22 protein-coding genes are annotated in these 25550 nt (G+C 35.0%); 6 read left to right on the forward strand and 16 right to left on the reverse strand.

What is annotated here, in order from left to right; translation table 11 throughout:
• Positions 1 to 8 precede the first annotated feature (8 nt).
• From fabF to pyk, 4 genes are all read left to right on the forward strand, one after another.
• Positions 9 to 1259 (forward strand): beta-ketoacyl-ACP synthase II, encoded by a 1251-nt coding sequence (fabF, locus tag AB8B52_RS04030; protein ID WP_406025488.1) that lies wholly within the window; start codon positions 9 to 11, stop codon positions 1257 to 1259.
• 7 nt (positions 1260 to 1266) lie between these two features.
• A complete protein-coding gene (gene rnc / locus AB8B52_RS04035; protein WP_406025490.1) occupies positions 1267 to 2007 on the forward strand; it encodes a ribonuclease III in 741 nt (246 codons plus the stop codon).
• Positions 2008 to 2138: 131 nt separating this feature from the next.
• Complete coding sequence (locus AB8B52_RS04040; protein ID WP_406025492.1) at positions 2139 to 2618, forward strand: IPExxxVDY family protein; 480 nt, start codon at positions 2139 to 2141, stop codon at positions 2616 to 2618.
• Between the two features lie 4 nt (positions 2619 to 2622).
• On the forward strand, positions 2623 to 4062 hold the full coding sequence (gene pyk / locus AB8B52_RS04045; protein ID WP_406025494.1) for a pyruvate kinase: 1440 nt from the start codon (positions 2623 to 2625) through the stop codon (positions 4060 to 4062).
• A gap of 156 nt (positions 4063 to 4218) precedes the next feature.
• On the opposite strand, the gene AB8B52_RS04050 is transcribed toward pyk, so the two are convergent.
• Positions 4219 to 4569, reverse strand: a complete 351-nt coding sequence (locus tag AB8B52_RS04050; RefSeq protein ID WP_406025496.1) for a hypothetical protein — start codon at positions 4567 to 4569, stop codon at positions 4219 to 4221.
• Positions 4570 to 4581: 12 nt separating this feature from the next.
• A complete protein-coding gene (dinB, locus tag AB8B52_RS04055) occupies positions 4582 to 5688 on the reverse strand; it encodes a DNA polymerase IV (RefSeq protein ID WP_406025579.1) in 1107 nt (368 codons plus the stop codon).
• A 113-nt stretch (positions 5689 to 5801) separates the two neighbouring features.
• On the opposite strand from dinB, the gene AB8B52_RS04060 reads away from it, so the two are divergent.
• Positions 5802 to 6272: a CYTH domain-containing protein gene (locus AB8B52_RS04060; RefSeq protein WP_406025498.1), complete on the forward strand. Its 471-nt coding sequence runs from the start codon at positions 5802 to 5804 to the stop codon at positions 6270 to 6272.
• A 55-nt stretch (positions 6273 to 6327) separates the two neighbouring features.
• On the opposite strand, the gene AB8B52_RS04065 is transcribed toward AB8B52_RS04060, so the two are convergent.
• From AB8B52_RS04065 to AB8B52_RS04080, 4 genes are all read right to left on the reverse strand, one after another.
• On the reverse strand, positions 6328 to 8241 hold the full coding sequence (locus tag AB8B52_RS04065; RefSeq protein ID WP_406025500.1) for an OmpA family protein: 1914 nt from the start codon (positions 8239 to 8241) through the stop codon (positions 6328 to 6330).
• Positions 8242 to 8261: 20 nt separating this feature from the next.
• On the reverse strand, positions 8262 to 9173 hold the full coding sequence (locus tag AB8B52_RS04070; protein WP_406025502.1) for a type IX secretion system membrane protein PorP/SprF: 912 nt from the start codon (positions 9171 to 9173) through the stop codon (positions 8262 to 8264).
• 26 nt (positions 9174 to 9199) lie between these two features.
• On the reverse strand, positions 9200 to 14557 hold the full coding sequence (locus tag AB8B52_RS04075) for a gliding motility-associated C-terminal domain-containing protein (protein ID WP_406025504.1): 5358 nt from the start codon (positions 14555 to 14557) through the stop codon (positions 9200 to 9202).
• A 225-nt stretch (positions 14558 to 14782) separates the two neighbouring features.
• Positions 14783 to 15730 (reverse strand): endonuclease, encoded by a 948-nt coding sequence (locus tag AB8B52_RS04080; protein ID WP_406025506.1) that lies wholly within the window; start codon positions 15728 to 15730, stop codon positions 14783 to 14785.
• 71 nt (positions 15731 to 15801) lie between these two features.
• On the opposite strand from AB8B52_RS04080, the gene hflX reads away from it, so the two are divergent.
• Positions 15802 to 17013, forward strand: a complete 1212-nt coding sequence (gene hflX, locus AB8B52_RS04085; protein ID WP_406025508.1) for a GTPase HflX — start codon at positions 15802 to 15804, stop codon at positions 17011 to 17013.
• 77 nt (positions 17014 to 17090) lie between these two features.
• On the opposite strand, the gene AB8B52_RS04090 is transcribed toward hflX, so the two are convergent.
• From AB8B52_RS04090 to AB8B52_RS04135, 10 genes are all read right to left on the reverse strand, one after another.
• Complete coding sequence (locus AB8B52_RS04090; RefSeq protein WP_406025510.1) at positions 17091 to 17999, reverse strand: DUF3078 domain-containing protein; 909 nt, start codon at positions 17997 to 17999, stop codon at positions 17091 to 17093.
• 142 nt (positions 18000 to 18141) lie between these two features.
• Positions 18142 to 18648: a DUF2480 family protein gene (locus tag AB8B52_RS04095; RefSeq protein ID WP_406025512.1), complete on the reverse strand. Its 507-nt coding sequence runs from the start codon at positions 18646 to 18648 to the stop codon at positions 18142 to 18144.
• Between the two features lie 98 nt (positions 18649 to 18746).
• Positions 18747 to 19073, reverse strand: coding sequence for an iron-sulfur cluster assembly protein (locus AB8B52_RS04100; protein ID WP_406025514.1), 327 nt, complete (start codon positions 19071 to 19073; stop codon positions 18747 to 18749).
• A 76-nt stretch (positions 19074 to 19149) separates the two neighbouring features.
• Positions 19150 to 19572, reverse strand: a complete 423-nt coding sequence (locus AB8B52_RS04105) for a SufE family protein (protein ID WP_406025516.1) — start codon at positions 19570 to 19572, stop codon at positions 19150 to 19152.
• 33 nt (positions 19573 to 19605) lie between these two features.
• Positions 19606 to 20427: an META domain-containing protein gene (locus AB8B52_RS04110; protein ID WP_406025518.1), complete on the reverse strand. Its 822-nt coding sequence runs from the start codon at positions 20425 to 20427 to the stop codon at positions 19606 to 19608.
• Between the two features lie 47 nt (positions 20428 to 20474).
• A complete protein-coding gene (locus AB8B52_RS04115) occupies positions 20475 to 21689 on the reverse strand; it encodes an aminotransferase class V-fold PLP-dependent enzyme (RefSeq protein WP_406025520.1) in 1215 nt (404 codons plus the stop codon).
• Positions 21690 to 21991: 302 nt separating this feature from the next.
• Complete coding sequence (sufD, locus tag AB8B52_RS04120; protein WP_406025522.1) at positions 21992 to 23305, reverse strand: Fe-S cluster assembly protein SufD; 1314 nt, start codon at positions 23303 to 23305, stop codon at positions 21992 to 21994.
• A 153-nt stretch (positions 23306 to 23458) separates the two neighbouring features.
• A complete protein-coding gene (sufC, locus tag AB8B52_RS04125) occupies positions 23459 to 24211 on the reverse strand; it encodes a Fe-S cluster assembly ATPase SufC (RefSeq protein ID WP_406025524.1) in 753 nt (250 codons plus the stop codon).
• 4 nt (positions 24212 to 24215) lie between these two features.
• Complete coding sequence (locus AB8B52_RS04130; protein ID WP_406025526.1) at positions 24216 to 24626, reverse strand: hypothetical protein; 411 nt, start codon at positions 24624 to 24626, stop codon at positions 24216 to 24218.
• Positions 24626 to 25510 carry an N-acyl homoserine lactonase family protein gene (locus tag AB8B52_RS04135; protein WP_406025528.1) on the reverse strand — a complete coding sequence of 295 codons (885 nt, stop codon included), beginning with the start codon at positions 25508 to 25510 and terminating at the stop codon, positions 24626 to 24628. The genes AB8B52_RS04130 and AB8B52_RS04135 overlap by 1 nt, the downstream gene beginning before the upstream one ends.
• Positions 25511 to 25550 lie beyond the last annotated feature (40 nt).

Here is a 25550-nt window from a genome sequence, read left to right on the forward strand (position 1 = left end):
CAATTTTTATGGAATTAAAGCGAGTCGTAGTAACGGGTTTAGGGGCACTTACACCTATAGGAAATACCAAAGATGAATATTGGGATGCTCTTATTAGTGGAAAAAGTGGAGCCGCACCTGTTACACATTTTGATCCTGAAAAGTTCAAAACGAAGTTCGCTTGTGAAATAAAAAACTTTGAAGTTACTGACTTTATTGATAGAAAGTTAGCACGTAAAATGGATAAGTTTTCGCAGTACGCAATGGTCGCTTCAGATGAGGCAATTGCAGACTCAAAACTAGATCTAGATGCGATAAACAAATTGAGAGTTGGAGTTATTTGGGGTGCTGGTATTGGTGGTTTAGAAACATTTCAAGAAGAAGTGTTAAACTTTGCTGCTGGTGATGGTACACCTCGTTTTAATCCATTCTTTATTCCGAAAATGATAGCTGATATAGCACCAGGAAACATATCTATAAAATATGGTTTTATGGGTCCTAATTATACCACAGTATCTGCATGTGCCTCCTCTGCAAACTCAATGATCGATGCCTTAAACACTATTCGTTTAGGGTCTTGTGATGTGATTATTACAGGAGGAAGTGAAGCTGCAGTGACTATTGCTGGTATGGGTGGGTTTAATGCTATGCATGCTATGAGTACACGAAATGACAGTCCGGAAACGGCTTCTAGACCATTTGATGCCAACCGAGATGGTTTTGTATTAGGTGAAGGAGCTGGTGCCATTGTTTTAGAAGAGTACGAACACGCTAAAGCAAGAGGAGCTAAAATCTACGCAGAAGTTGTAGGTGGTGGTTTATCTTCGGACGCGTATCATATGACAGCGCCACATCCAGATGGTATTGGTGTTGTTGCGGTAATGAAAAATTGTTTAGAAAATGCTGGTTTAAATCCAGAAGATGTAGATCATATTAATACACACGGTACATCAACACCTTTAGGTGATGTTGCCGAGTTAAAAGCTATATCTGAAGTATTTGGCAGCCACGCTAAAAACATAAATATTAATTCTACAAAATCTATGACAGGTCATTTGTTGGGTGCTGCAGGTGCTATTGAAGCTATTGCTTCAATTATGGCTATGGAGCATGGTATTGTACCACCAACAATCAACCATGAAACGGCTGACGAAGGCATAGATCCAGAATTAAATTTAACACTCAATAAACCTCAGAAACGAGATATTAAAGTGGCAATGAGTAATACATTTGGATTTGGCGGTCACAACGCTTGTGTAGTATTCAAAAAATTAGATTAAATCCCGAATGAGTTTCATTCGTAACATATTAAATTCCCGCTCTCAAGAAGACGGGAATTTTTTTTTACAACTCAAAGAAATCCTAGGGTTTAAGCCAAAATCAATTTCAATTTATTTAAAAGCATTTACACACCGTTCTATGAATATTAGGGACGAAAAAGGAAATGCCATTAATTATGAACGCTTAGAATTTGTTGGTGATGCCATTTTAGGGTCTGTTATCGCAGCGTATTTATTTGAAAAAGTACCGCATGGAGACGAAGGCTATCTCACCAAAATGCGCTCTAAGGTGGTGAGTAGAGAACATCTCAATAAATTGGGTGAAGAATTAGGTCTTATTGACTTTGTGGAAAGTAAAATTCCGAAATCTAATTTTGGCAGCAATATTCATGGCAATCTTTTTGAAGCTTTAGTAGGTGCTATTTACTTGGATAAAGGCTACAGTTTTTGCGAAAAATTCATCTACAAGCGTGTTATTAATCCGCATATAGATATTGAAGCCTTAGAAGGAAAAGTCATCAGTTATAAGAGCTTACTCATTGAGTGGTGCCAAAAAGAAAAAAATACGTTCGATTATCAGGTTTACGAAGACACAGGTAATGATGAGTTAAAGCATTTTTCTGTAAAGCTCACTATAAATAACAAAGTCATTTCTAAAGCTCGCGCAACTTCTAAGAAAAAGGCAGAAGAAAAGGCTTCTAAACGTGCTTTTTTTGCATTTCAAAATGAAATTGCTAAGCAACATTAAGTTAAAATCGGTTCTTAGATTTTATAGAATCAACTATAACGTTTTCGTAGATTTTAACGGCTAATCTTAACCTATTCTTAATAAATATAACCGTTTATTACATTATATTTACCAATCAAAGTTATAATTGTATGGCTTTACACAAACTTCAGATGGATGATTTTCATAATGATTCCTATAAATTAATAGCGATTCATTGCAGGTTAGAAGATTATCGATTGGCTTACTTGCTGAATAAACATTTAGGTTTGAAGTTAGCACGTACAGAGAAAGATTTAGATTTTAAATACCTTCAATCTTCATACAGTATGTTTGAGTGGGATAATGAAACGGAATACGTTTTATGGAATTTAATTTCTAATGTTTGTAAGAAGGAGGAAGACAGTTTATACAGTTCAGGTACGTTATTTAATACCAGCGAAAAAGTACTCAAAACATTTCATTTAATTCCTGAACACAAGAAAGTAGATTATTTCATTAAGATTTCAGATGAAATACAAAATGTGGACGAAACGTACATCTTAAAAAGATTACAAGCTATTCCACAAGTTATAACCAGTTATGCGGTAAACCCGTTAAAAATAAAGTCGAAAGACCATTTAATTTTTTGAATTGATGCTAAACAAGAAAACAAAAATAGTTGCGACATTAGGTCCGGCAACAAGCACGAAAGAAGTTTTAAAAGCGATGCTCGAAGAAGGAGCCAATGTATTTAGAATTAATTTTTCGCATGCAGATTATAAAGACGTCGAAGAGCGTGTACAAATGATTAGAGAGCTCAATGAAGAGTTTGGGTATAATGCGTCTATTTTAGGAGATTTACAAGGGCCTAAATTACGTGTTGGCGTGATGAAAGGAGAAGTTATTGTGAATCCTGGAGACGAAATTATTTTTGCAACAGGAGAACGTTTCGAAGGCACTAAGGATCGTGTTTATATGACGTATGATAACTTTCCACAAGATGCAAAACCTGGAGAACGTATTTTATTAGATGATGGTAAACTACATTTTGAAGTGGTTTCAACAGATGGGAAATCTGAAGTTAAAGCTAAAGTTATTCAAGGAGGACCACTTAAATCTAAGAAAGGGGTGAATCTTCCTAATACCGATATATCACAGCCTGCCTTAACAGAAAAGGATGTAGAAGATGCGATTTTTGCATGTAAATTAGGAGTCGATTGGATTGCCTTATCGTTTGTGCGTCATGCCGAAGATTTAATGCAACTAGAAACATTGATTAGTGAACATAGTGCTCATAAAATTCCGATCATAGCGAAGATTGAAAAGCCAGAAGCCGTTGAGAATATCGATAAAATTGTAGCCTATTGCGATGGTTTAATGGTGGCTCGTGGTGACTTAGGAGTGGAAATTCCTGCAGAAGAAGTACCACTAGTTCAAAAGCAACTTGTTTTGAGAGCCAAGCGTGCTAGGATTCCTGTAATTATTGCAACCCAGATGATGGAGACTATGATTACGAGTTTAACACCAACACGTGCTGAGGTTAATGACGTTGCCAACTCCGTTATGGATGGTGCAGATGCTGTAATGTTATCTGGTGAAACTTCTGTTGGTCAATATCCTGTACAAGTGATTCGCCAAATGGCAAATATTATTCGTAGTGTTGAAGATTCACCGCTTATTGAAGTGCCACAATCTCCGCCACATATCCGTACCAAACGTTATATTACAAAAGCAATTTGTTATCACGCAGCTAATATGGCTAATGAAATTAATGCTAAGGCAATTTCAACCTTGACGAATAGTGGTTATACCGCCTTTCAAATTTCGGCTTGGAGACCATCGTCTCATATTTTAGTATTTACTTCTAACCGTCGTATTTTAACACAGTTGAGTTTACTTTGGGGTGTTACAGCCTTTTATTATGACAAGTTTGTAAGCACTGACGAAACCATAGACGATGTAAACGCAATTGCTTGTAAAAAAGGCTATTTAGAAGTAGGTGATATGCTTATAAGTTTGGCAGCTATGCCAATACAATCTAAAGGTATGGTAAATACACTCAGAGTTACTGAGATAGAGAGTTGTAGTTTTTAACAAATTAGTTTTATTAAACAAAAATAAAAATCAGTTTTGAAATTATTCAGAACTGATTTTTCATTTTTAACTGCAATTGAGATGGTTTAGAGTGCTAAATAAGATTTATGATATGTAGCCTAGAACTTATTTCAATAATATTACTTCCCTATAAGTTTAGTGTGTTGTTTTTAAATAAAAATATACTAAAATTATAAGTACGAGTATTACGGCTATGACTAAATAGTTGTTCGTATTTGATTTATTTTCTAAAATGTGCTGACCTCTATTTCGTTGTCGTTTTTTGGGTTTTCCAAAGTCTTCAATATAATCTCGTTCAGAGTCATAATCTTTATCATCATAAAAGTTTGGATTTTCTATAAGATTATCAACTATATTTTTACATTCTTTTAAACCGATACGTGTTTTAGCCTTAATGAGTTTAATAGCTTCAAGTGTTTTTCCACTATTAATTAATTCTAAAAGTTCTAATGTGTTAATGTCAATGTTATTTATTTTAAAGTTCATAGTAGTATAGATTTAAAATTCGAATTTTAATTGAACGCTAACAGTGTCGTCTTTAGTTACTTTTTCTAATGTAGGCTTTTCGGTACTTAAATTAGATAATGAGATTCCTAAAAGCCTAACGGAATTACTCAATTTCTCTTGATAGAGCAAATCTTTTGCAGTTTCAAGAATAACAGATGTATCACTCAAGTAATAGGGTAGTGTTTTACTTCTGGTTTGCAAGGTAAAGTCACTGTATTTAATTTTCAAGGTAATTGTTTTTCCTGCGACGTTGTTTTTTACAAGTCGCTTTGAGACTTCCTCTGCGATATGCTCCAATTTTTCGAGCATAAAAATTTCGGAAGATAAGTTTTTACTAAAGGTGCGTTCGGCTGCTAAGGATTTCCTAATACGATTTGGTTTTACAGCACTTAGATGAATACCTCTTACCACATCGTAATAATAACGACCAGATTTTCCAAAGTGTTCGCTTAAATAGTCAACGGATTTCAATTTTAAATCTTTACCAGTAAAAATACCTTTTTGGTACATTTTTTCAGCGGTGACTTTGCCCACACCATAAAACTTCCGGATGTCTAAATCTTCTAAAAATTGAAGTACATCTTCTGGGTTGACCGTCTTTTGTCCATTAGGTTTATTATAATCACTCGCAACTTTAGCTATAAACTTATTAATAGATATGCCTGCGGACGCTGTTAAACCCACATCATCATAAATCCGTTGTCTTATCTGTTTGGCTAACAAAGTAGCACTAGGCAGTCCTATTTTGTTTTCTGTAACATCTAAATAGGCTTCGTCTAAAGATAAAGGTTCTACCAGATCTGTAAACTCAAAGAAAATTTTACGAATACGTTTTGAAATTTCAGTATAGCGTGTAAAATCTGTTTTTACAAAAATAAGCTCTGGACAAAGTTTTATAGCTAAACGACCAGACATGGCGCTTTTAACACCAAATTTACGAGCTTCATAACTTGCAGCGCTAATAACTCCGCGTTCACCACCGCCACCAACAGCTATAGGTTTGCCTATAAGTTCGGGATGGTCCATTTGTGCTACAGATGCATAAAACGCATCCATATCGACATGAATTATCTTTCTTATTGGTAAATCGTTTAGCATCATGTAAATTTACTTATTCCTGTGAAAGCAGTAATCGCAATTGAGATAAAAAGAATAATAAAATAAGTCTGATAATTTTGAAGATTTACATTCCCACCTTTTGAGGCCAAATTATGATAGAAATAGAACGTAAGTTTTTAGTCACTTCAAATGCTTTTAAAGTAGAAGCTTTTAATAGTTACACTATAAAGCAAGGCTTTTTAAATAGCCATAAAGAACGAACGGTTAGAGTAAGATTGAAAAAGGATTCGGGATACTTAACGGTGAAAGGTAAGTCGACAGAAAATGGGTTATCTCGGTTTGAATGGGAACATAAAATATCATTGTTAGAAGCGGAAAACCTTTTAGGTCTCTGTGAAGAAGGGGTTATTGATAAGAAACGTTACAACGTAAAGTATGGCAATCATATTTTTGAGGTGGATGTGTTTTTTGGAGACAATGAAGGTTTGGTTTTAGCTGAAGTAGAATTAACGGCTGAAGACGAGCAGTTTGAAAAACCTGAATGGCTAGGCGAAGAAGTTACAGGTGATACAAAGTATTACAATTCGCAGTTGAGTAAGTATCCGTTTCAGTCTTGGACATAAAAAAAGTCTATTCTAAATAAAAGAATAGACTTTTTTATAATTATGTGTTCATACATTATTCAGTCATCGGAGCTCCACTTACAATAAGGAACTCAGAACGTCTGTTTTCAGCATGTTGCTCTTTTGTACAACCGTTGCTGCAATCTATTTTAGGTTCTGATTCGCCTTTACCCATACCAGAAATACGAGACTCATCGATACCTTGTGAAATTACATATTGAACTGTAGTTTTAGCTCTACGCTCAGATAAACCTGCGTTGTATGATTCAGGACCTCTTTCATCAGTATGAGAGGTAGCATTGATAACTAATTCAGGATATTTTTGCATTATCTGAACTAATTTATCTAATTCAAATGCGGCTTGAGCTGTGATGTTAGATTCATCAAATTCAAAGAATATAGGTGCAAGGTCAATTTTAATAGGTGTAATTAATACTTCAATTGGTTCTAAAGAAATCTGAACATTATTTTCTTCTTCGTTAGATCCTTTTACTTGTATCTTTTTACTGTTAAATCCGTCCATTAGAACTTCTAATTCCGAATCTTCGTCGCATTCTACAATGAATTCCGCAATACCTTCATCATTTGTCATTTTAGAAAGTACTTTATTGCCTTCATCATCATATAAAGAGACAGAAGCACCACTTATTGGTTGGCGAGTTTTATCGTCTAGTACGGTTGCACTAATTAAAACATCACATAAAGGTTGTAATTTTTTAAAGTTATAAATATCGTCACTTCCTTTACCACCTTCTCTATTTGAAGATATAAATCCAGTACCTGCTTCTTCATCTATTGAAAATGCAAAATCATCCGCACTACTGTTTACTGGTATCCCTACATTTCTTATAGGCGCTAAAGTACCGTCAATGTCTCTAGTGTAAAATACATCAAGTCCACCAAGGCCTAAATGACCATTAGAAGCAAAGTATAAGGTATTGGTACTACTAATAAACGGAAACATTTCTTGCCCTTCAGTGTTTACTTTTTGACCTAGATTTTCAGCTTCACCTAAAGTGCCGTCTGTATTGATTGGTGCTTTATAAATATCAAAATCACCATATCCACCTGGTTTATTCGATGAAAAGTATAATGTTTTACCATCACTACTTACAGATGGATTTTTAACGGAATAATTTTCACTATTGACATCTAAACTTTCAACCATGTCCCAATCATCACCTAATTTAGTTGCTTTAAACAAATAAATTTGACTGAAGCGAGCTGTACTTAAAGAGTCCTTTTGGTAATCTTTTTCAAAATAACTTTCTCTAGAAAAATACATTGTTTTTCCGTCTGGTGTAAATGACACTAAACCTTCGTGGAACTTAGTATTAATTTTCTTGTTAGCCAAAGTGGCTTCTTGATACGTACTATCTGAATTTTGAACAAGTGTGTAAATATCTAAGAAAGGTTGATCGTTCCAACCATAATTTTTACGGTTATCATTACGTCCAGAGGTAATGTATAGTTTACCTTCATGCATAGCTCCACCAAAGTCCGATTGCTCTGAGTTGAAATCTGCATTTTGTACGTTAAACTTTTTTCCTTGTTGTAGTATTTTAGGAAGGTAATCCGGATTTTTTCTAAACGCAATAGCTCTAATGTCGGCAGGACGCATGGACGCAAATTTGTCCATTTGCTGGTTCGAAGCTTCATATTTTCCGTTTGCCTTAAGCATTTGAGAATACTTATAAACCATTTCTGGCTTACTAGAAGTTTCTAATGCCTTTGCATACCAACGCTCGGCTGCCTCTGTGTTAAAAATATTATAGTAGCTTTCAGCAAGTTGCGCATAAACATACGAATCGGCTTTACCGTCTTCAACGAGTTTATTATAACTTTCTGTTGCCTTTACAAATTCGAGACGATTAAAATGTTTATCTGCTTTTTTGGTATCGTTATTTTGAGCAGTTAAGCATAAGCTACTCATCAACGTAATAAATAATAATGTTTTAAAGTTTTTCATAATAGTTTTAGCTTAACTGATTAAAAGTATCTAGGTGAACGAGAAACGCGTTTCGGGAAATTAAGATCAAATAGCAACATCACTTCGTGCGATGCTGGTGCAAATGCTCTAATGTCTGAAGAAATGGCATCATAAGCATAGCCAACTCTAATCGCATCTGTAAGCGCAAAATTAACTAAACCTGAAAATGAATCGTCTAATCTGTAAGACGCTCCAATTTCAAATTTCTTAAAAAATCGTGCATTTAAATTCACATCAAAAGAGGTAGGTGCATTAAATGCTGATTTCATCATAAACGATGGTTTAAGTTCTGTGTTTTCAGACAGGTCAAAAACATATCCACCAGTTACAAAGTAGTGTTGTGTTTCTGAACCTATGTTAAGACCACTATCATCTAAATGTACAGATGATAACATGTTGGGTACAGATAATGATAAATAATATTTTTCAGTATAATAGAAAAAGCCAGCTCCGATATTTGGCGTAGTTTCATTAATCTCTATGCCAAAGAAAGGATCATTTGGGTCAATAACAGCAACATTTCCACTAGATAAATTAATATCATGGAAAGTAGCACCAGCCTTAACACCAAAAGCAAGGCGATGTTCACCACCTAAGTTTAAGGTATAAGATACATCTACATAAGCATTTGTTTCGTTGACTGGCCCTATGTTATCTGAAATAACAGATGCTCCTAGGCCAATGTTGTTACCAAGAGGTGCGTGCCCAAAGAATGTTCCTGTTTCTGGACCACCTTCGATATTGGTCCATTGGTTTCTGTATAATAATCCAAAAGAGAGATTTTCTCTAGAGCCTGCATAAGCAGGATTGATAATGTTCATATTATACATGTACTGCGTGTACTGAGGGTCTTGTTGCGCATGCATTTGAAATGCTAAGAGCAAAACCGCTATAATAGAGAGTTTTTTCATTACAATAAGTTGATTCTGTTAGTTGATTATCTGTTAATATATACCCAAGCACTCTTAGATTTAGCACCACCTTCGTAAACAACGGTGTAGAAATAAGTACCTACAGGTAATTCTTCTCCGTCATTGGTTTGTCCAAACCATTCGTCAGTATAGCCGTTTTTAGAATAGACGAGCGTACCATTTCTATTGAAAATTTGAAGTTTAGTAACGTTGAAGCTACTAAGATCAAAAGTATCATTCATCATATCGTTGTTAGGCGATATCCCTTCTGGGAATATACAAGACTCTAATTCTACAACTTCGATAGTAAATGTATTTGTACAATTTGTAGCATTGAAAATTACTGTTGCCGTATAATCACCTGGCAATAAAACTGTCTCTAAGGTTAATCCGTTGCCACCTACGGATGACCCGTTTAAGGACCAATTTACACTAACCTCTGTATCTGCAAAGTTCTGAGGGTTTAATCCAATAGAAACAGGAACTGTTGCATTAGGACATACTTCATAAGTAAATTGCTCATCGAATTCTGCTAAAGGCACAGCGTTTAGAATTAGATCAAAAGCAGTAGTGACATAACAATCTGGTAACGTCGCATTTTCAACTCTTATAAAAATGGTTTCACCAGAACTCGATATTATATCGGCTAGAGCACCTACACCATTATCTGCATCTGCTTGTGATTCGTGATAGGTCACATTAAAATCTGTAGCACTTTGTGCTCCTAAAACTATAGCAGTGTGTGCAGCTAAGTTAAAGTCTGCAAAGCTATCTATAACTCCATCGTTGTCATCGCAGGCTAAAAGATTTTCACTAGTAGCTGTTTGTGATGGGCCAACTGAGTTAATAGTAAATGTGGTTGTTCCAAAACATGAGGTAGCGTTATCTTCTAGTCTTACATATATGGTTTGTGGATTAGAGATATTTGTATAAGGAGAAACCAGTGGGTTATCGCCAGTTTCAGCATCTTCTGCGCTTAGGTGGTAAGTTACTGTAAATAAAGCTGCATCTGACCCGTCTAATACAGCAGCATCGTTATCCGTTAGATTAAAAGCAGCGAATGTTGTTGTAGAACAAATTTCTAAGTCAGTTGCTTGACCAGCTACAGGAATAGCATTTACTACTAATTCTACTTGAGATAATTGACGACAACCTAAAAAGTTATTGTTTGCAGCAGCTGTATCTTCTATGCGCATGATTAACGTTTCTCCAGAAGATGTATAAGGTGACGATACAGCACCTATTGCTTGATTAGCGTCTGAAGTATTGGTATAATAACTAATAGTAAATGCATCTAAACCTAAAGAAGCTGATAAAGCAGTTAGATCAAAATCCTCTTCTCCATTAGCACTAACGTCATCACAAAGCGTTATATTTTGAGGGGCTACAGACCCTGCATCGGCATACATGTTAACTATAACTATTTGAGAGAAGGCATCATCTCCACATTGGTTATCAGTGGCTTGAACTTGGTAGTTAGTGGCCCCTAATCCAAAGCCTCCAAGAGGCACAGTTAAAGCACTAGATGTTTGACCTGGGATTTCAAAACCATCTTCAAACCAAACATATTCATCAGCAAATGGTGAATCTGTTTCTATGGTCACAGTATCAAAGCCACAAACATCTACGATATCTATTTCAGTAGGATCGTTACCTCCGTCAATTGGTACTTCAAGACTTGTAATTTCAGCAGAGATTTCTGCTTCAATAGTACCATTAGTTCCAGAACCTGCGTTAGTTTGCTCAATGGTTATGCTTCCTGCACCACCATTAAAATTAGTTACTAATAACATGTAGATTTCTCCAGCAAGAGCATTATCAATTGATAAATTTTCTATTGCTGCAGCAGAATAACTACAATCAACTATATTTCCAAAAGGATAAAAGCCGTTATCTGGGTTATTTGAGAATGGACAAGATGGACAATCTTCTAATAAAATATCAGTACACGCCTGTGTTACAGAATCAAAAGGACCCCAAATTACAAAATCAACATCTAAACCATTTCCTGCGTCATCAGTTTGTTCTATTTGAATTTCAATAGGGCCAGATTCTCCAACTTGAATGATATTCCATGTCGGATTAGGTGCAGTACCTAGACAAGCTACTGGATTAGGATTTGGAATTCCTATAATATTTGGTGTAGTAAGTGCACCTCCAACTGAACAGAAATTTTCTGCATTATCACAAATAATATTACTCGGTGCAGGTCTTATACATAGATCAAAAGTAGATGTTTCTGCATCACTTCCTCCGCTAAATACTCTAATGAAGTAAGTATTACCTATAACAAGTTCAGTAGTAACACTAGATTCGTTATTAGAACAATAAAGTTCTGTTAAAGATCCACAAGAGCCTTCGTAAAGGCCATGACTTAAGTCAAAGACTCCACCAGTAATATTTAATAAGGATATAATCTGTACTTCGTTTAAAGCTGTAAATTCAAACCAAACATCATCATCTGGATTACCTGTACAAGTTCCGCTAGGTACTCCTGATGGTGTTGCGGCAAGAATCGTCCCTGTTGTAAGTAAATCACAAGTAGATGTTTCATTAACGACTGCAGTAATTGCACCATCACAATTGTCGTTGTCTGGAGGACAAGCTAATAATTGTATCGGCTGGCTATTAATAACACAGTTGGTATCTTGATCGTTATTGATAGTAACAATAATATCTTCTAAAAATGGGAAAGGCCCTATTTGATAAACACCTGTTACTGTTACCGGAACGGTATCTCCGTTATTACTATTTGAGATGGTTAAAGAACTTGCATCACCTAAACTAGTAACATTTACATCAATTAAAAATTGGTCTCCATTAGCACAATCATCAATTACAGCAAAAGAGGCTTGTGGATTGATACATGTTGCACAAGATACTGTGTAATTAATACCAGCAAGTAGAGCTGCACTTCCAGAGCCACAACTTATACTTCCATCTGAGTTAATAAAGAAAGAAATAGTTGGCCCTACAGATTGAAACGTGAGTCCACCAATATTACCACCATTTCCATAGTTATCATCTGCTGCTGCAAAACCTGGGAAAGGAGTGCCATCTGAATCTAAAACCACTAATTCATCCCATCCATTTTCTACAAAGCCAGAATTGAATGTTAAATTAAGAGGAGTAACGCCATCAGCACTTGTAAATGTGAAAATCAAAGGGTTATTTGCTCCACCATTTTCGTAACAATAGTCTTGAGTGATTGGTCCGTCATTGACACAATCTAAAGTGAAATTACTTTGAGGTGTTGTTGTGAATGTAAATGGACCTTCAAAATCAGAAGTATCAACACCACATATGGCTTGTACATAAAAATCGTATACAGTGTTTTGGTCTAAGCCCATTAAATTAAAAGGATTCGTTGCAACAGCACTAATTGTAGTTCCGGTACCAGGCGCAAAACCTGTTGGTCCCCATTCAATGTTCCATGTAGTGGCAACACCGTTTTCTGTCCAAATTAAATCAGCAGAATTTTCTGTAATATTGTCGGCATCTAAGTCAATTGGAAATGGACAGCTTGGACCTTCTTCAATACAAATTTCAGCAGTACCAGATTGCGCATCTCTCCAAATTACAGCAAAATAAGTATCTCCAGGTGTTAAACCACCAATAACCCCTGAGTTATCACCAGCATCTAAGTTATTATTAGCACAATCAGAAACTGCAGTACCACCACAGGCATCAAATACTTCTATTCCTATATTATCAGCGGCACCATCAAAATTAAAAATTACAGAACCAATTGCTGGTGCTGTAAAGCTTACCCAGTATCCGAAATTACCAAAACCATCACACGACGGATTTTCGTTATTTGCATCGATATCTGCACCATTAGCAAAGTCAAAAGTTATTGGTGTTGCAGTGTCACAATCAACTTCTACAGTCATTGGAAATGCATTCGCACAAGTTTCTCCAGGGATAGCAGTTATAAAGGTTGATGGACCAGAGACCGATGAAGTTACTGCTCCAGCACAATTACTTACTACGTAAAAATCATAACCTGTACCAGCAGTTAGACCTGGAAGTGGATAAGTTTGTGCCGTAAGTCCTGTGACTAAAGTACCAGTGCCAGGTGTAAACCCTGTTGGTCCCCATTCTAAGTCCCATGACACTCCTGTTCCACCACCATTCCAAGTTAATTCAGCAGAATCTTCAGTTATTGTTGTAGCAGCTAAACTAGAAGGTGGAATACAATCTGGTGCTGCTGTAATATTTATAGTTAAATCCATTGTAACTCCCCAAGTACCACTATAACAAGGGTTTGGAGTTGTCTGACCAGAGTCAGCTGTACCGATTCTCATATTATAAATACCTAAAGGGACATCAGGCATAGGAAATGATGCGTCTAATGTTGTAGGATTTGCATTTGTACTTTCGCCTTGATATACTAATTCAGTAGTACTATCAAATACTAAATCGTTATTGAAATCTATCCAAACATTGGTACCATATGTGAATCCAGTAGTAAATGTGATTTCTAAATTTGAAGTAATTGCAGCAGCTAAATCAACTGTTGGTGAAGTGAAATCTTCAAATGTTAAATCACCACCAGAAGTGAAGGTTTCCGATCCTAATTGTACTTGAGCGATACCTTGACCATCATTTGATGTTGGTATAGACTCACAATAAGATGTGAAAAAAGTAAATGGGCCAACCCATTCGCTAGTACCATCTGCACCACCACAATCCGCTTGGTAATACACAAAATAATTTGTGCTTGGTGTAAGACCAGAAAATGCTGTTGTTGGTGTGCCTGTAACGTTTGCTGAAGCTTCTTCTTCACCATTACCTGGCACAAAATCTGCACCACCATTATATTCTACGTTCCAAGCTGTTTCAGCATCACCAGCAGTCCAAATTAAATCTACTGCTGTAGTTGTTAAACTTGTTGTTGCCATCGCTGTTGGAGCTACACATGTTGGACTTTCAAAAAGTGTTACCACTATATTAGACCAATCTGCACTAGACCCAGCCCAACTTTGATTGAGTATAAGGTCAATGTAACCGTCTACCGTAGGGTTGTATATTGCTGTAAAATCACCTGCAAAAGTTAGTGTTGTAGCTGTACCAGAACCAGCAGCACCAGCAGTAGGTGGATCTATTAATACAGAACCAGCAGTTGTGGTTAAAGTTAAATCAGATTCATTAGAAAATGGTCCGCCAGCTACTGCGGCCCAATCTACTGTAATTGAAAATGAATCGTATGAGCCACTAGTCGATGCTGGCACACCAGCAACATTAGCTACATCATTTAGATTAATGGTAACAGGTGTTCCCTGAGCCACTGTTGTTGGGCCTGCAATTGGTGCAAAATTGTATTGTGCACTAGCTGCGAGGAAAGACCCTAACATAATTAAAAATAGAGTAATCTTTTTCATTAGTAATCGGTTTATTAAAAATTATTTCCTCCTTATAATCGTTTGATTGTAAGGGTTTTTGTTGGTAATTTTAAAAGGATGTGATGTATTCCGCAAGTTTGGCGTTGGTTGGACGTATTTACTATGCGTTCCCGAATATATAAAAAATGGCTATTAACAAGATGTTAACATTGTTATAATAGATTAACTACCGTAATAATCGACAAATGGTTTAGCTAATTTTTATTACGACTTTAATTGCATATAAACAGGGAAATGATCGCTGTATCCGCCCTTGTATTTCTTGCCTGCATAGGTTCTAAATGGTTGTCCTTTGTATTTGCCTTCGTATTGCGTAAGAAACTTACTATTAAATACTTGTGCGTCACTATAAACTAAATTAGAATTATTGACATCAAAAAAATTAGTTGAGCACATAATTTGATCAAATAAATGCCATTGAAACCTATGATTAAGACTTCCATTATCTCTAGACCAAACCGTTTTGAAAGGGTTATAAAGTTGACTTTCTTGCTCCATAAGTAATATACTTTTGTTATTAGGGTTATCGTTAAAATCGCCCATAACAATAATTTTAGGATCCATATGTTCGTTTCGTAACGACCTAATAATTTTGTTAACCACATTTGCTCCTGCAATACGCTTAAATTCAGTTTCTTTTGTGCCTTCACGACGAGACGACCAGTGGTTGACGATAATATGAATAGATTCATCGTTTAATTTACCCTGAACTAAAAGAATATCTCTGGTATAATCTTGAGCACCAGATTCCGTTTTTAGATAGACAGAAAACGTTTCAGAATTTTCAACTTTAAAAACATCGGGTTTATAGATCAGCGCAACGTCGATACCACGTTCGTCTGGTGAATCATAATGTATAAAACTGTAGTTTTCTTCGCTAAGGTTTTTGCTGTTTACTAAATCAGATAATACATTTTTATTTTCAACTTCAGCTAAACCAACAATTGCTGGTCCGGTTGTAGCATCGGGTTCACCTATTTTAGAAATAACACTGCCTAGTTTTATGAGTTTCTTTTGATAACGTTTAGGAGTCCAACGTTTTTCTGAGGTTGGTAAAAAACTATCGTCATTTCTTGAAGGATCATTTTTTATGTCGAATAAATTTTCGATATTATAAAATGCAATAGTATATTCTTTAGGAGTATTATTCATGGCAATAAATATAGCTTTTAAAAATATTAATTGGAATAATCCATTTACTTAACTTTGTACTTTAATTGATTATGATAGAAAAAAAAGATATAGATCTCGAAAAAGCTGTGCTCATTGGTGTTGTTACGCAAGATCAGGATGAGGAAAAGTCTAAAGAATACTTGGATGAACTAGAGTTTTTGACTTACACAGCAGGTGGTGAGGTTATTAAACGTTATACCCAGAAAATGAATGTCCCTAATCCTAAAACCTTCATAGGTACTGGGAAAATGGAAGAAGTAGCCAAGTTTGTAAAAGAGAACGACATTGGCACAGTTATTTTTGATGACGAATTATCCGCGGCTCAAGAGCGAAATATTAGTAAGATTTTAAACTGTAAAATTTTAGACAGAACCAATTTAATATTAGACATTTTTGCCCAACGTGCACAAACCAGTTATGCGAGAACTCAGGTAGAATTAGCACAATGCGAGTACCTACTTCCAAGACTAAAAGGCATGTGGACACACCTTGAGCGCCAAAAAGGTGGTATTGGTATGCGTGGTCCTGGTGAAACAGAAATTGAGACTGACAGACGTATTGTGCGCGATAAAATTACTTTACTCAAAGCGAAGATTAAAACGATTGACAAACAAATGGCTGTACAACGTGGTAATCGTGGTAAGATGGTGCGAGTTGCTTTGGTGGGTTATACCAATGTTGGTAAGTCTACGTTGATGAATGTCATTAGTAAAAGTGATGTGTTTGCAGAAAATAAGTTGTTTGCAACCTTAGACACTACAGTTAGAAAAGTAGTGATCGGGAATTTACCATTTTTAGTCAGTGATACGGTTGGGTTTATTAGAAAATTACCTACACAATTGGTAGATTCTTTTAAAAGTACTTTAGATGAAGTAAGGGAGGCTGATTTGCTATTACATGTGGTTGATATTTCTCATTCTAATTTTGAAGAACATATAGAGTCTGTAAATCAGATTTTAGATGAAATAGGAAGTAAAGACAAACCAACCATAATGGTTTTTAATAAAATTGACGCTTACGAAGCAGAACCTTTTGATGAAGACGATTTGGTAGACGTAAAAACACCAGCTAATTACACTATTGAAGAATGGAAACGCACTTGGATGGCGCGCGTAGGTGATAATGCGTTATTTATTTCTGCTTTAAATAAAGAGAACTTAGAAGAATTTAGAAAACGTGTTTACCGAGAAGTGAGGGAAATCCACGTGACGCGCTTTCCTTACAATCATTTTCTATATCCAGATATTATAGATATTGAATAAAATACAAACTTTATTAAACAAAAAAAGAGGTTCGCAATGCGACCTCTTTTTTTATATTCCTAATGTAAAAGTTGTTCTTAGAATTTGTAAGTTAACCCAACCGTATAAAACGATTGTAACTTATTATCAGCATCAGCTAAATTTACACCTTGTACATTTGCAGCTTCTTGTTGGTTGCTTCTTAAGGCAAAATCAAAACCTACACCAATCATTTTCCATAATCTGTAGCTAAATGAGTTGGTCCATGTCCAGTTAGATAAATCGCTGTCTTCGTAACTCTGAAATGTAGAGAAGTTGGTTTTAAAGCTAACAGCTCCAATTTGTCTTCCATAATCAGCAACAATCTTAGCACCTGCAGAAGATGCAAAAGCAGCATCATTGTCAGCAAAAACAAAGTTGTAGTTTAATGGGTGAATCACCACAATTAAATTTTCGATTGGTGTCCAAGTAGCACCGATACCAAGATCTAAAAACCCAGGGTTATTAAAATTATCTAAAAGGGTAGTTCTATATTCTGCTAAACCAGAAAGTGCCCAAGTTTTGCTCAAGTTTCTTCCATATAAAGAAGAGATATTGAAAACATCTGCTGCTGATCTAAAACTATCATCATCAGTTGGGTCATTTTTGTCATCAAACTTTAACCAACCTAAATTGGCATTAAGCGTATTTCTCCAAAAGTATTTATCTTCAATTCTATTAGCAAATGCATTTACAGTAACTCCAATGTTTCCAGAAGTAAGATCTGGTGTTGCTTGGCCGTACCATTCGTTAAATTTAGATAAGCTACCACCAATAGTACCAAAAGCTCCAACACGCCAGCCTGGTAAGGCATCGATTTGTGCCTGTATGGCATCAGCTTCTCCTTGAAACTTGCTTGCCTCTGCTTGTTTTTCAGCTTTTTGAGCTTCTAATTCTTCTTTTGTTTGTGCAAAACTGAGGGTTGCCACGACCAATAAGAGAATTGATAAAAGTAATTTTTTGTTCATAATGGATTAAGGTTAAAAAAAAAAATTTAGTGTTAATATTTTGCAAATATAAGTATTTTTTAAAAGCATTTAACTAAGTCATTAAATGTACTTCTAATAGTAAGACCTAAAAGTGATAAGAAAGTCACATTTAGTTTTAAAATTATTTTTTTTTGTACAAGGGTACGGAAGAACAAGCCTCTCCAAACATAATGGATTTAGCTATAGGTTTTAATTTTTGAGAAAGTAAAATAAGCGCATTTGATGGCACTGGTTTGTGCGAACAGCCTTTTATAATTACGGGCGCATCTTTATATTCTGATACGTCTAAACTTGAAATGATATCTACATATAAGAGGGATTCTAAATGTTCCAAGGTACCTATTGCTGCTAATTTGCAATAGGGTTGAAGCTCAATAGAAATAAGCATATAAGCCCAATCTGGCACAATGGCGTCTGTTGAGCAATACAATGCTACATAACAATCTTGGTATTGTTCCCAGTTGTGAGTGGTAACAAAAGCTCTAAAGTCTTTTTCACGAAGCACCAAGCCTTCTAACAACCAATCTTTGATGTCAAATAGAATGCGTTTTCCATCAGGATAGAAATCTTCTAAGTCAATAACTTTGAGTTTACTGTTTGCAACTCTGTTTATAATTTCGTTTTCCATTTTACCTAAATCCTAAGGTAGATTTTTTTTGATTGTCTTTAAATTTTGGTATGTCCTAAAAGCTAGTTGTACTAAATACTAAAATCTATTAGCGCATTTTAAAGCATGCCTAATTCTAATTTTGCCTCTTCACTCATTAAATCTTGAGACCAAGGCGGATCGAATGTAATTTCTACTTCAGCATTTTTAACTTCGTTAATCGATTTTACTTTTTCTTCAACTTCTAATGGTAATGTTTCTGCTACAGGACAATTAGGTGTCGTTAATGTCATTAATATTTTTACTTCTAAATCTTCATTCACAAAAACGTCATAGATTAATCCGAGTTCGTAGATGTCTACTGGAATTTCCGGATCATAAATGGTTTTTATAACTCTTAGAATTTTTTCTCCTAATACTGTGGTATCTATAGTTGCGTCGCTCATATTATATGTTTTAGTTGTTAAGTTGTTAAGTTGTTAGTTGTTCAGTTGTCGATGAAACGACTTTACCGTAATACACTTAACTTATTTGTGTTTGGTATGCAATTGCATACAACTTTAATTGTTTTATCATACTTACCAAACCATTGGCTCTGGTAGGTGATAAGTGTTCTTTTAGTCCTATTTTATCTATAAATTCTGTATTCGCCTCTAAAATTGCTTTCGGATGCTGATTAGAAAAGGCACGTATTAATATAGCAATAATACCTTTAGTAATAATAGCATCGCTATCTGCGGTAAAGTGAATTTTATTATCATCTAAATCGGCATGTACCCAAACCTTACTTTGGCAGCCTTTTATAATGTTATCGTCGGTTTTGTAAACATCTTCTATTATTGGTAAATCTTTACCTAAATCAATCATGTATTGGTAACGCTCCTCCCAGTCTTCAAACATGGAGAATTCTTCAATAATTTCGTTTTGTACTTCTTCGATAGTCATAGTCTCTTTCTTTTTTTCAAAATTACAAAATCGTTATTGTTTAGTCATGTTTTTTGTAATGGATAACACTTTATTAACTAAAGCCTCAATCTGTTGTGGTGGATTTCCTTCATCGAAAGTTGGTGTCATGTATTCAACATCGCCTTTTATTATGGCTAGCGTGGTATGAGGTGCTCCGTCAAATTGATGTTTTGTGGAAGGAGGTGTTAATTGATGTATGGTTTCTACGTCAATACTTTCAATAAGCTTATAAAGTGCATTCCAATCTTCGGGTTTAATTTGGTAAGTATTCATGTCTTGAAGCCCTTTATCTTTCGAAATTAAGATGCGAGATTTGGAAATGAGTATAAAGTTAAAATCCTGTTGAGATGATGCTTGGTATTTTACAGCGGTATTATCTGTATAGTTGACTACATCACTTTTATTAAGTGGCGCAGACTTTTTTGAACCATTAAATAATATGGTGTCATTTTCTGAAAATGAAATAGCATTGTCAACTATGGCAAATGCATTTACCGATTTTAGAGATTTAAAAAATTGGGTCTCTACACTAAACACATCTTGAAGACATAATTTTTTTGAAGCCGCAATATCACTGAAGTTGAGAGTGTTGTTTTCTATTTTATAACTCCCAAAAAACGTATTACAGCCTGCAAAACCTGAAACTTTATTGGTAGTTTCATCAAAAGTCATAACAAGTTTGTTGGACGATACATCAGCGTTTCCAAGTTGAGTGATGTAGTAAGTTCCTGAAAGTGTTTCTGTCATTTTAGGGCTTTTTTCAATTGCCTTTTTAGATGAATCACAAGAATTTGTTAGTACTAAAAGGGTGATTAAAGAGATTAAAAATTTCATATATCAATAGTTTATATGGTTTTAATATACACTTTTAGTGCCAAATTTTATGACAGCATTAGTATTGCTTTTTTTAGTGCAATAACAAATGTATCAATTTCTTCCTTAGTATTGTAAAACATAAAGGATGCCCTTATTGTACCAGGAATTTGATAAAAATCCATAATAGGTTGCGCACAGTGATGTCCTGTACGTACTGCAACTCCCATTTTATCTAGAATAGTTCCAATATCGTAAGGATGAATTGCCCTAACATTAAATGAAATGACAGATGTTTTTTCTTTAGCAGTACCATATATTTTTAGGCCTTCGATTTTTAGAAGTTCTTTAGTACCATAGTCTAAAAGTTCATTCTCGTATTTGGCAATATTTTCAAAACCAATACCATTCATATAATCTAAAGCGGCACCAAAGGCGATGCCTCCGCAGATGTTTGGTGTGCCAGCTTCAAATTTATGCGGCAAATCAGCGTAGGTTGTTTTTTCAAACGAAACTTCAGCAATCATTTCTCCTCCTCCTTGGTAAGGTGGTAATTTATTGAGCCATGCTTCTTTTCCATAAAGCATACCAACTCCTGTTGGCCCACAAATTTTGTGTGCAGAACAGACATAAAAATCAACGTCTAAAGCCTGAACATCGGGTTTTAAATGCGGACAAGATTGCGCTCCATCAACTAATACAGCAGCTCCAACATTATGCGCTTCTTTAATAATGTATTCAATAGGGTTTATAGTGCCTAAAGCATTTGAAATATGATTAACAAACACCAATTTTGTTTTATCATTTAAAAGGGCATCAAACTCTGACATCACTAAGTCTCCTTCTAAATTCATAGGAATCACTTTTAAAATGGCTCCCGTACGTTCGCAAAGCATTTGCCAAGGCACAATATTACTATGATGCTCTAAAGCTGAGACTAAAATTTCATCTCCTTTTTTTAATAGTGAAGAAAAACCACTAGCCACCAAATTTATACCATGCGTTGTACCAGCTGTGTATATGATTTCGTGCTTATGCTTCGCATTAAAATGGGTTTGAATTTTTATGCGCGCTTGCTCGTAAGCATCTGTCGCTTCTTGGCTCAGGCTATGTACTCCTCTGTGAATATTAGCATTGTAATTACTATAATAATCTACAATAGCGTCTATAACGTGCTGTGGTGTTTGTGAGGTCGCAGCATTATCGAAATATATGAGTGGTTTTCCGTTTACTGTTCTATTCAGTATAGGAAAGTCTTTTCTTATTTTTTGTACGTCTAGCATAACTTCTAATTCCATATACAAAGATACAAAGCATTGCTCTTAAAGTAAAACTTATAACAAGGGTTTAAGAGTGATAAATTAAATATAATAAGAAGCTTAAGAGTCTATTAAAAAACAGTTTATGTTTTTTTGAAGTTAATCCTATTCAACTTAGCACAGTCACCAAGTTGTAGCTATCACAAAACCTCAAAGGTTTTGAAAAACTTTGAGGTTTTGTAATAGGGCTTAGAATTACAAAAGACCTAGTAGTTTTTTAAAAAACTACTAGGTCTAAAATTATGAGGTTTCTAACTTAATAAGAATTAAAGATCAAATCCAATATTAACACCTAACTTCTTCGCAATAATTTTAGTAATTCTATTTTTGATTTCAGGAATCTTCACAGAATCTAATACATTATTACTGAAGGCAAACATTAACAAAGCTCTAGCTTCTTTTTCAGGAATACCTCTTGAACGTAAATAGAACATCGCGCTATCATCTAACTGACCGATTGTACAACCATGAGAACATTTTACATCATCTGCAAAAATCTCTAGTTGTGGTTTGGTGTTGATGCTTGCTTTGTCGCTCATTAAGATGTTATTATTAGCTTGAAACGCATTCGTTTTTTGTGCCAATTTTTCAACGACGACTTTACCATTAAAAACACCAGTTGAGCTATCCGCAAAAATACCTTTGTAATCTTGGTGGCTTTCGCAATTTGGCTCTATATGATGTACTAAGGTGTTATGATCTACATGTTGTTTATCTCCAATAATAGTAATACCTTTCATTGTAGAATCGATACGCTCACCATTTTGATAGAATTGCAAGTTGTTTCTAATTAATTTTCCGCCAAAAGAAAACGTATGTACTTTGGCATGGCTTTCGCGTTTTTGATTGACAAAGGTGTTGTCTATTAAGGACGCATTTTCGTTATCATTCTGAATTTTGTAATAATCTACAATAGCACGCTTATTAGCGAAAATTTCAGTGACACTATTAGTCAGTACTGGATTGTCAGTTAAACTCTGATGACGCTCAATAATTTGAACATGCGAATTTTCATCAACCACAATTAAATTTCGTGGTTGAAGCATTAAAGCGGCTTCATTACCAGTAGAAAAATGAATAATTTGAATAGGCTTCTCTACCAGTTTATTTTTAGGAATATGAATATAAGCTCCTTCCGCAGAGAAGGCGGTATTCAAAGATGACAAACCTGTCTTCGGTGCGATTTTATTGAAATAATTTTCAATAATCAACCTGTATTTTGGTTTGTTTAAAGCTGAAGACATTAAGCAAACATCGATACCATCATGCGTGGTTTGCGATAAATGCGAAGAATATTTTCCGTCAATAAAAATGATCTTGTAAGAGTCAATATCATGAATAAAATACTTCTTTACATCTTTAAATTCTAAAGCATTTTCGTGTTTCGGAAACACACTATAATCGTGCTTTAAAACAGAATTAAGCGATGTATATTTCCAATCTTCTTCGCGCTTGGTCGGAAACCCTATGGTTTCAAAATGCTTTATGGCTTCCGTTCTTATATCATGTACAGGTGAATCCACATCTAGAGTGTCTTCAAATGCCATAAATGACGATACTAATTTTTCTTTTAAACTCATTTTTACTCAGTTTTCAGTTTTCAGTCGCAGTATTCAGTTATGAGATAGTACGATAAAAACCTATATCCTATTAATATTTTAAAAAAATTATACGCTTGAGTAATCAGTATTGAGTAAGCAATTGCAAACTGAGACTGAGAACTGCGACTGACGCTATGCGTTAACTTCTTCCTTAATCCAATCGTAACCTTTAGCTTCTAATTCGTGTGCTAATTCTTTACCACCAGATTTTACAATTTTTCCGTTGTGTAATACGTGTACAAAATCAGGTACAATATGATCTAATAAACGTTGATAATGCGTAATAACGATGACTGCGTTGTCCTTAGATTTTAATTTATTAACTCCATTAGCTACAATACGAAGTGCATCAATATCTAAACCAGAATCAGTTTCATCTAAAATGGCTAATTTAGGTTCTAACATGGCCATTTGAAAAATCTCATTTCGTTTTTTCTCACCACCAGAAAAGCCTTCGTTTAAAGAACGTGATAAAAATTTACGATCAATTTCTAAAAGTTCTGATTTTTCACGAATCATTTTCAACATATCTTTTGCTGGCATGTCTTCTAATCCTTTAGCTTTACGTGTTTCATTAATCGCTGTTTTCATAAAGTTAGTCACACTAACTCCAGGAATTTCTACAGGATATTGAAACGACAAGAATACACCTTTGTGGGCACGCTCCTCAGCTCCTAATTCGTCGATATCTTCACCTTCTAATAAGATAGAACCATCAGTAACTTCGTATTCTTCCTTACCAGCTATTACCGAGGCCAAGGTGCTTTTTCCAGAACCGTTTGGGCCCATGATGGCATGTACTTCACCAGGCTTAACCTCGAGATTGATGCCTTTTAATATGGCTTTGTCGTCTATACTTGCGTGTAAATTATTTATTTTTAACATAGTCTTAATTTGCTAATTTTATAACGTCTTTTGATTCTGGATCTGGTGCTTCCACCTTTAATATTTCTTTTATTTCTACTCGATATTGCCAGCCTTCTTCGTCTTTACCTTTTTCAAATTTTCTAACACGAACCGTCACAGGAACCATATCTGTAGCTTCTTTTTTAAACGGTTTTACCTCTTTCTCTAAAAGGTGTAAGTTTTCGTCGATCACTACACCATAAATTTCACTGGCAGTTTGTAAAACTGCTGCATCTCCATAATAGATGAAGTCACCTTTTAAAGTCACAAAACCATCATCTTGATTATAAGATTTTGCGCGATTTTCTTCAAGATCTACAGTTTGTTTTGCTTCATTTTTACACGAAACAAATAATGCTAGGCATAGGATAGTTAGTAATGAATGTTTAAGCATTAGTCTAAATATTTAGGATATTTTGGTAAGCGGTTAAAGTCATCTGGACTATGCTGAATATAAACATCTGCATTTTTATTTTTAGCATAGGTTTCAAATTTCAACATACTGTTAAGCGTTTCATCGACATCGTAATTAAAACTAGGAACGCCTCTATTGTCTCTGTTTTCTTGAAAATGATATAAATCTCCTGTTAATAGGAGATTACCCGCGTTTTCTAATTTTAAAAACAAAACTTGGTGTCCTGGTGTATGTCCAGGCATTGATTTTATAACTACTGTGCCATCACCAAAAACATCATGATCTCCATTTAGTTTTCTTACATTCGTTAACGCTGCAATAGCCATATAATTATCTCCTTTTTTCTGTTCATCACTGGTGATATAATGATGTTCTGTTTCTTGAACAAGCCATGTTGCTTCTGCAAATTCTGAAGCCGAACCAGTATGATCAAAATGTGTATGAGATAAAGCAATAAAGTCGAAATCTTTAGGTGTAAGATTTAGGAGTTTAAGTTGTTCAACTACAGACGCTTTTCTCGACACTGTAAAAGCACCATTTGGTGTTGTTACAGGTTCTTTACCAATTAAGTTTTCGGCTAAACCAGCATCCCAAAGCAGTCTACCATTTTTATGCTCAATGATGTAATAAGGATCTGCAAAAACTTTTGATTCTCCATGGTACATATCACCTTGTGAGAAAATCTCTAATTGATTTGCCACGACTGTTCCTCCATCTAAGGCATATAATTTCACGCCAACGTCTTCAAACGTTTTGGCAGCTTCAATTTGAGTTTCCTTAACATCTGCTTTAACGTCTTCTTTAGCATCTTTACATCCTGTAAATGCTAGTATGGTAGCTAATAAGAGTATTGTTTTTTTCATTTTTAACGACACCTTTTAAAAAACGACACGAATTTCATTA

The organism is Winogradskyella sp., from assembly GCF_045105575.1.
GTDB lineage: Bacteria > Bacteroidota > Bacteroidia > Flavobacteriales > Flavobacteriaceae > Winogradskyella.

Excerpts from the sequence above, each read along its gene's own strand:
- AB8B52_RS04050 (WP_406025496.1), bottom strand. The coding sequence starts at position 4,569 with ATGAACTTTAAAATAAATAACATTGACATTAACACATTAGAACTTTTA.
- sufC (WP_406025524.1), bottom strand. The coding sequence starts at position 24,211 with ATGTTAAAAATAAATAATTTACACGCAAGTATAGACGACAAAGCCATA.
- pyk (WP_406025494.1), top strand. The coding sequence starts at position 2,623 with ATGCTAAACAAGAAAACAAAAATAGTTGCGACATTAGGTCCGGCAACA.
- AB8B52_RS04130 (WP_406025526.1), bottom strand. The coding sequence starts at position 24,626 with ATGCTTAAACATTCATTACTAACTATCCTATGCCTAGCATTATTTGTT.
- AB8B52_RS04135 (WP_406025528.1), bottom strand. The coding sequence starts at position 25,510 with ATGAAAAAAACAATACTCTTATTAGCTACCATACTAGCATTTACAGGA.
- AB8B52_RS04105 (WP_406025516.1), bottom strand. The coding sequence starts at position 19,572 with ATGACTATCGAAGAAGTACAAAACGAAATTATTGAAGAATTCTCCATG.
- AB8B52_RS04080 (WP_406025506.1), bottom strand. The coding sequence starts at position 15,730 with ATGAATAATACTCCTAAAGAATATACTATTGCATTTTATAATATCGAA.
- AB8B52_RS04110 (WP_406025518.1), bottom strand. The coding sequence starts at position 20,427 with ATGAAATTTTTAATCTCTTTAATCACCCTTTTAGTACTAACAAATTCT.
- rnc (WP_406025490.1), top strand. The coding sequence starts at position 1,267 with ATGAGTTTCATTCGTAACATATTAAATTCCCGCTCTCAAGAAGACGGG.
- AB8B52_RS04070 (WP_406025502.1), bottom strand. The coding sequence starts at position 9,173 with ATGAAAAAACTCTCTATTATAGCGGTTTTGCTCTTAGCATTTCAAATG.
- AB8B52_RS04060 (WP_406025498.1), top strand. The coding sequence starts at position 5,802 with ATGATAGAAATAGAACGTAAGTTTTTAGTCACTTCAAATGCTTTTAAA.
- AB8B52_RS04095 (WP_406025512.1), bottom strand. The coding sequence starts at position 18,648 with ATGGAAAACGAAATTATAAACAGAGTTGCAAACAGTAAACTCAAAGTT.
- AB8B52_RS04115 (WP_406025520.1), bottom strand. The coding sequence starts at position 21,689 with ATGCTAGACGTACAAAAAATAAGAAAAGACTTTCCTATACTGAATAGA.
- AB8B52_RS04040 (WP_406025492.1), top strand. The coding sequence starts at position 2,139 with ATGGCTTTACACAAACTTCAGATGGATGATTTTCATAATGATTCCTAT.
- hflX (WP_406025508.1), top strand. The coding sequence starts at position 15,802 with ATGATAGAAAAAAAAGATATAGATCTCGAAAAAGCTGTGCTCATTGGT.
- AB8B52_RS04100 (WP_406025514.1), bottom strand. The coding sequence starts at position 19,073 with ATGAGCGACGCAACTATAGATACCACAGTATTAGGAGAAAAAATTCTA.
- AB8B52_RS04090 (WP_406025510.1), bottom strand. The coding sequence starts at position 17,999 with ATGAACAAAAAATTACTTTTATCAATTCTCTTATTGGTCGTGGCAACC.
- fabF (WP_406025488.1), top strand. The coding sequence starts at position 9 with ATGGAATTAAAGCGAGTCGTAGTAACGGGTTTAGGGGCACTTACACCT.
- dinB (WP_406025579.1), bottom strand. The coding sequence starts at position 5,688 with ATGCTAAACGATTTACCAATAAGAAAGATAATTCATGTCGATATGGAT.
- sufD (WP_406025522.1), bottom strand. The coding sequence starts at position 23,305 with ATGAGTTTAAAAGAAAAATTAGTATCGTCATTTATGGCATTTGAAGAC.
- AB8B52_RS04065 (WP_406025500.1), bottom strand. The coding sequence starts at position 8,241 with ATGAAAAACTTTAAAACATTATTATTTATTACGTTGATGAGTAGCTTA.
- AB8B52_RS04075 (WP_406025504.1), bottom strand. The coding sequence starts at position 14,557 with ATGAAAAAGATTACTCTATTTTTAATTATGTTAGGGTCTTTCCTCGCA.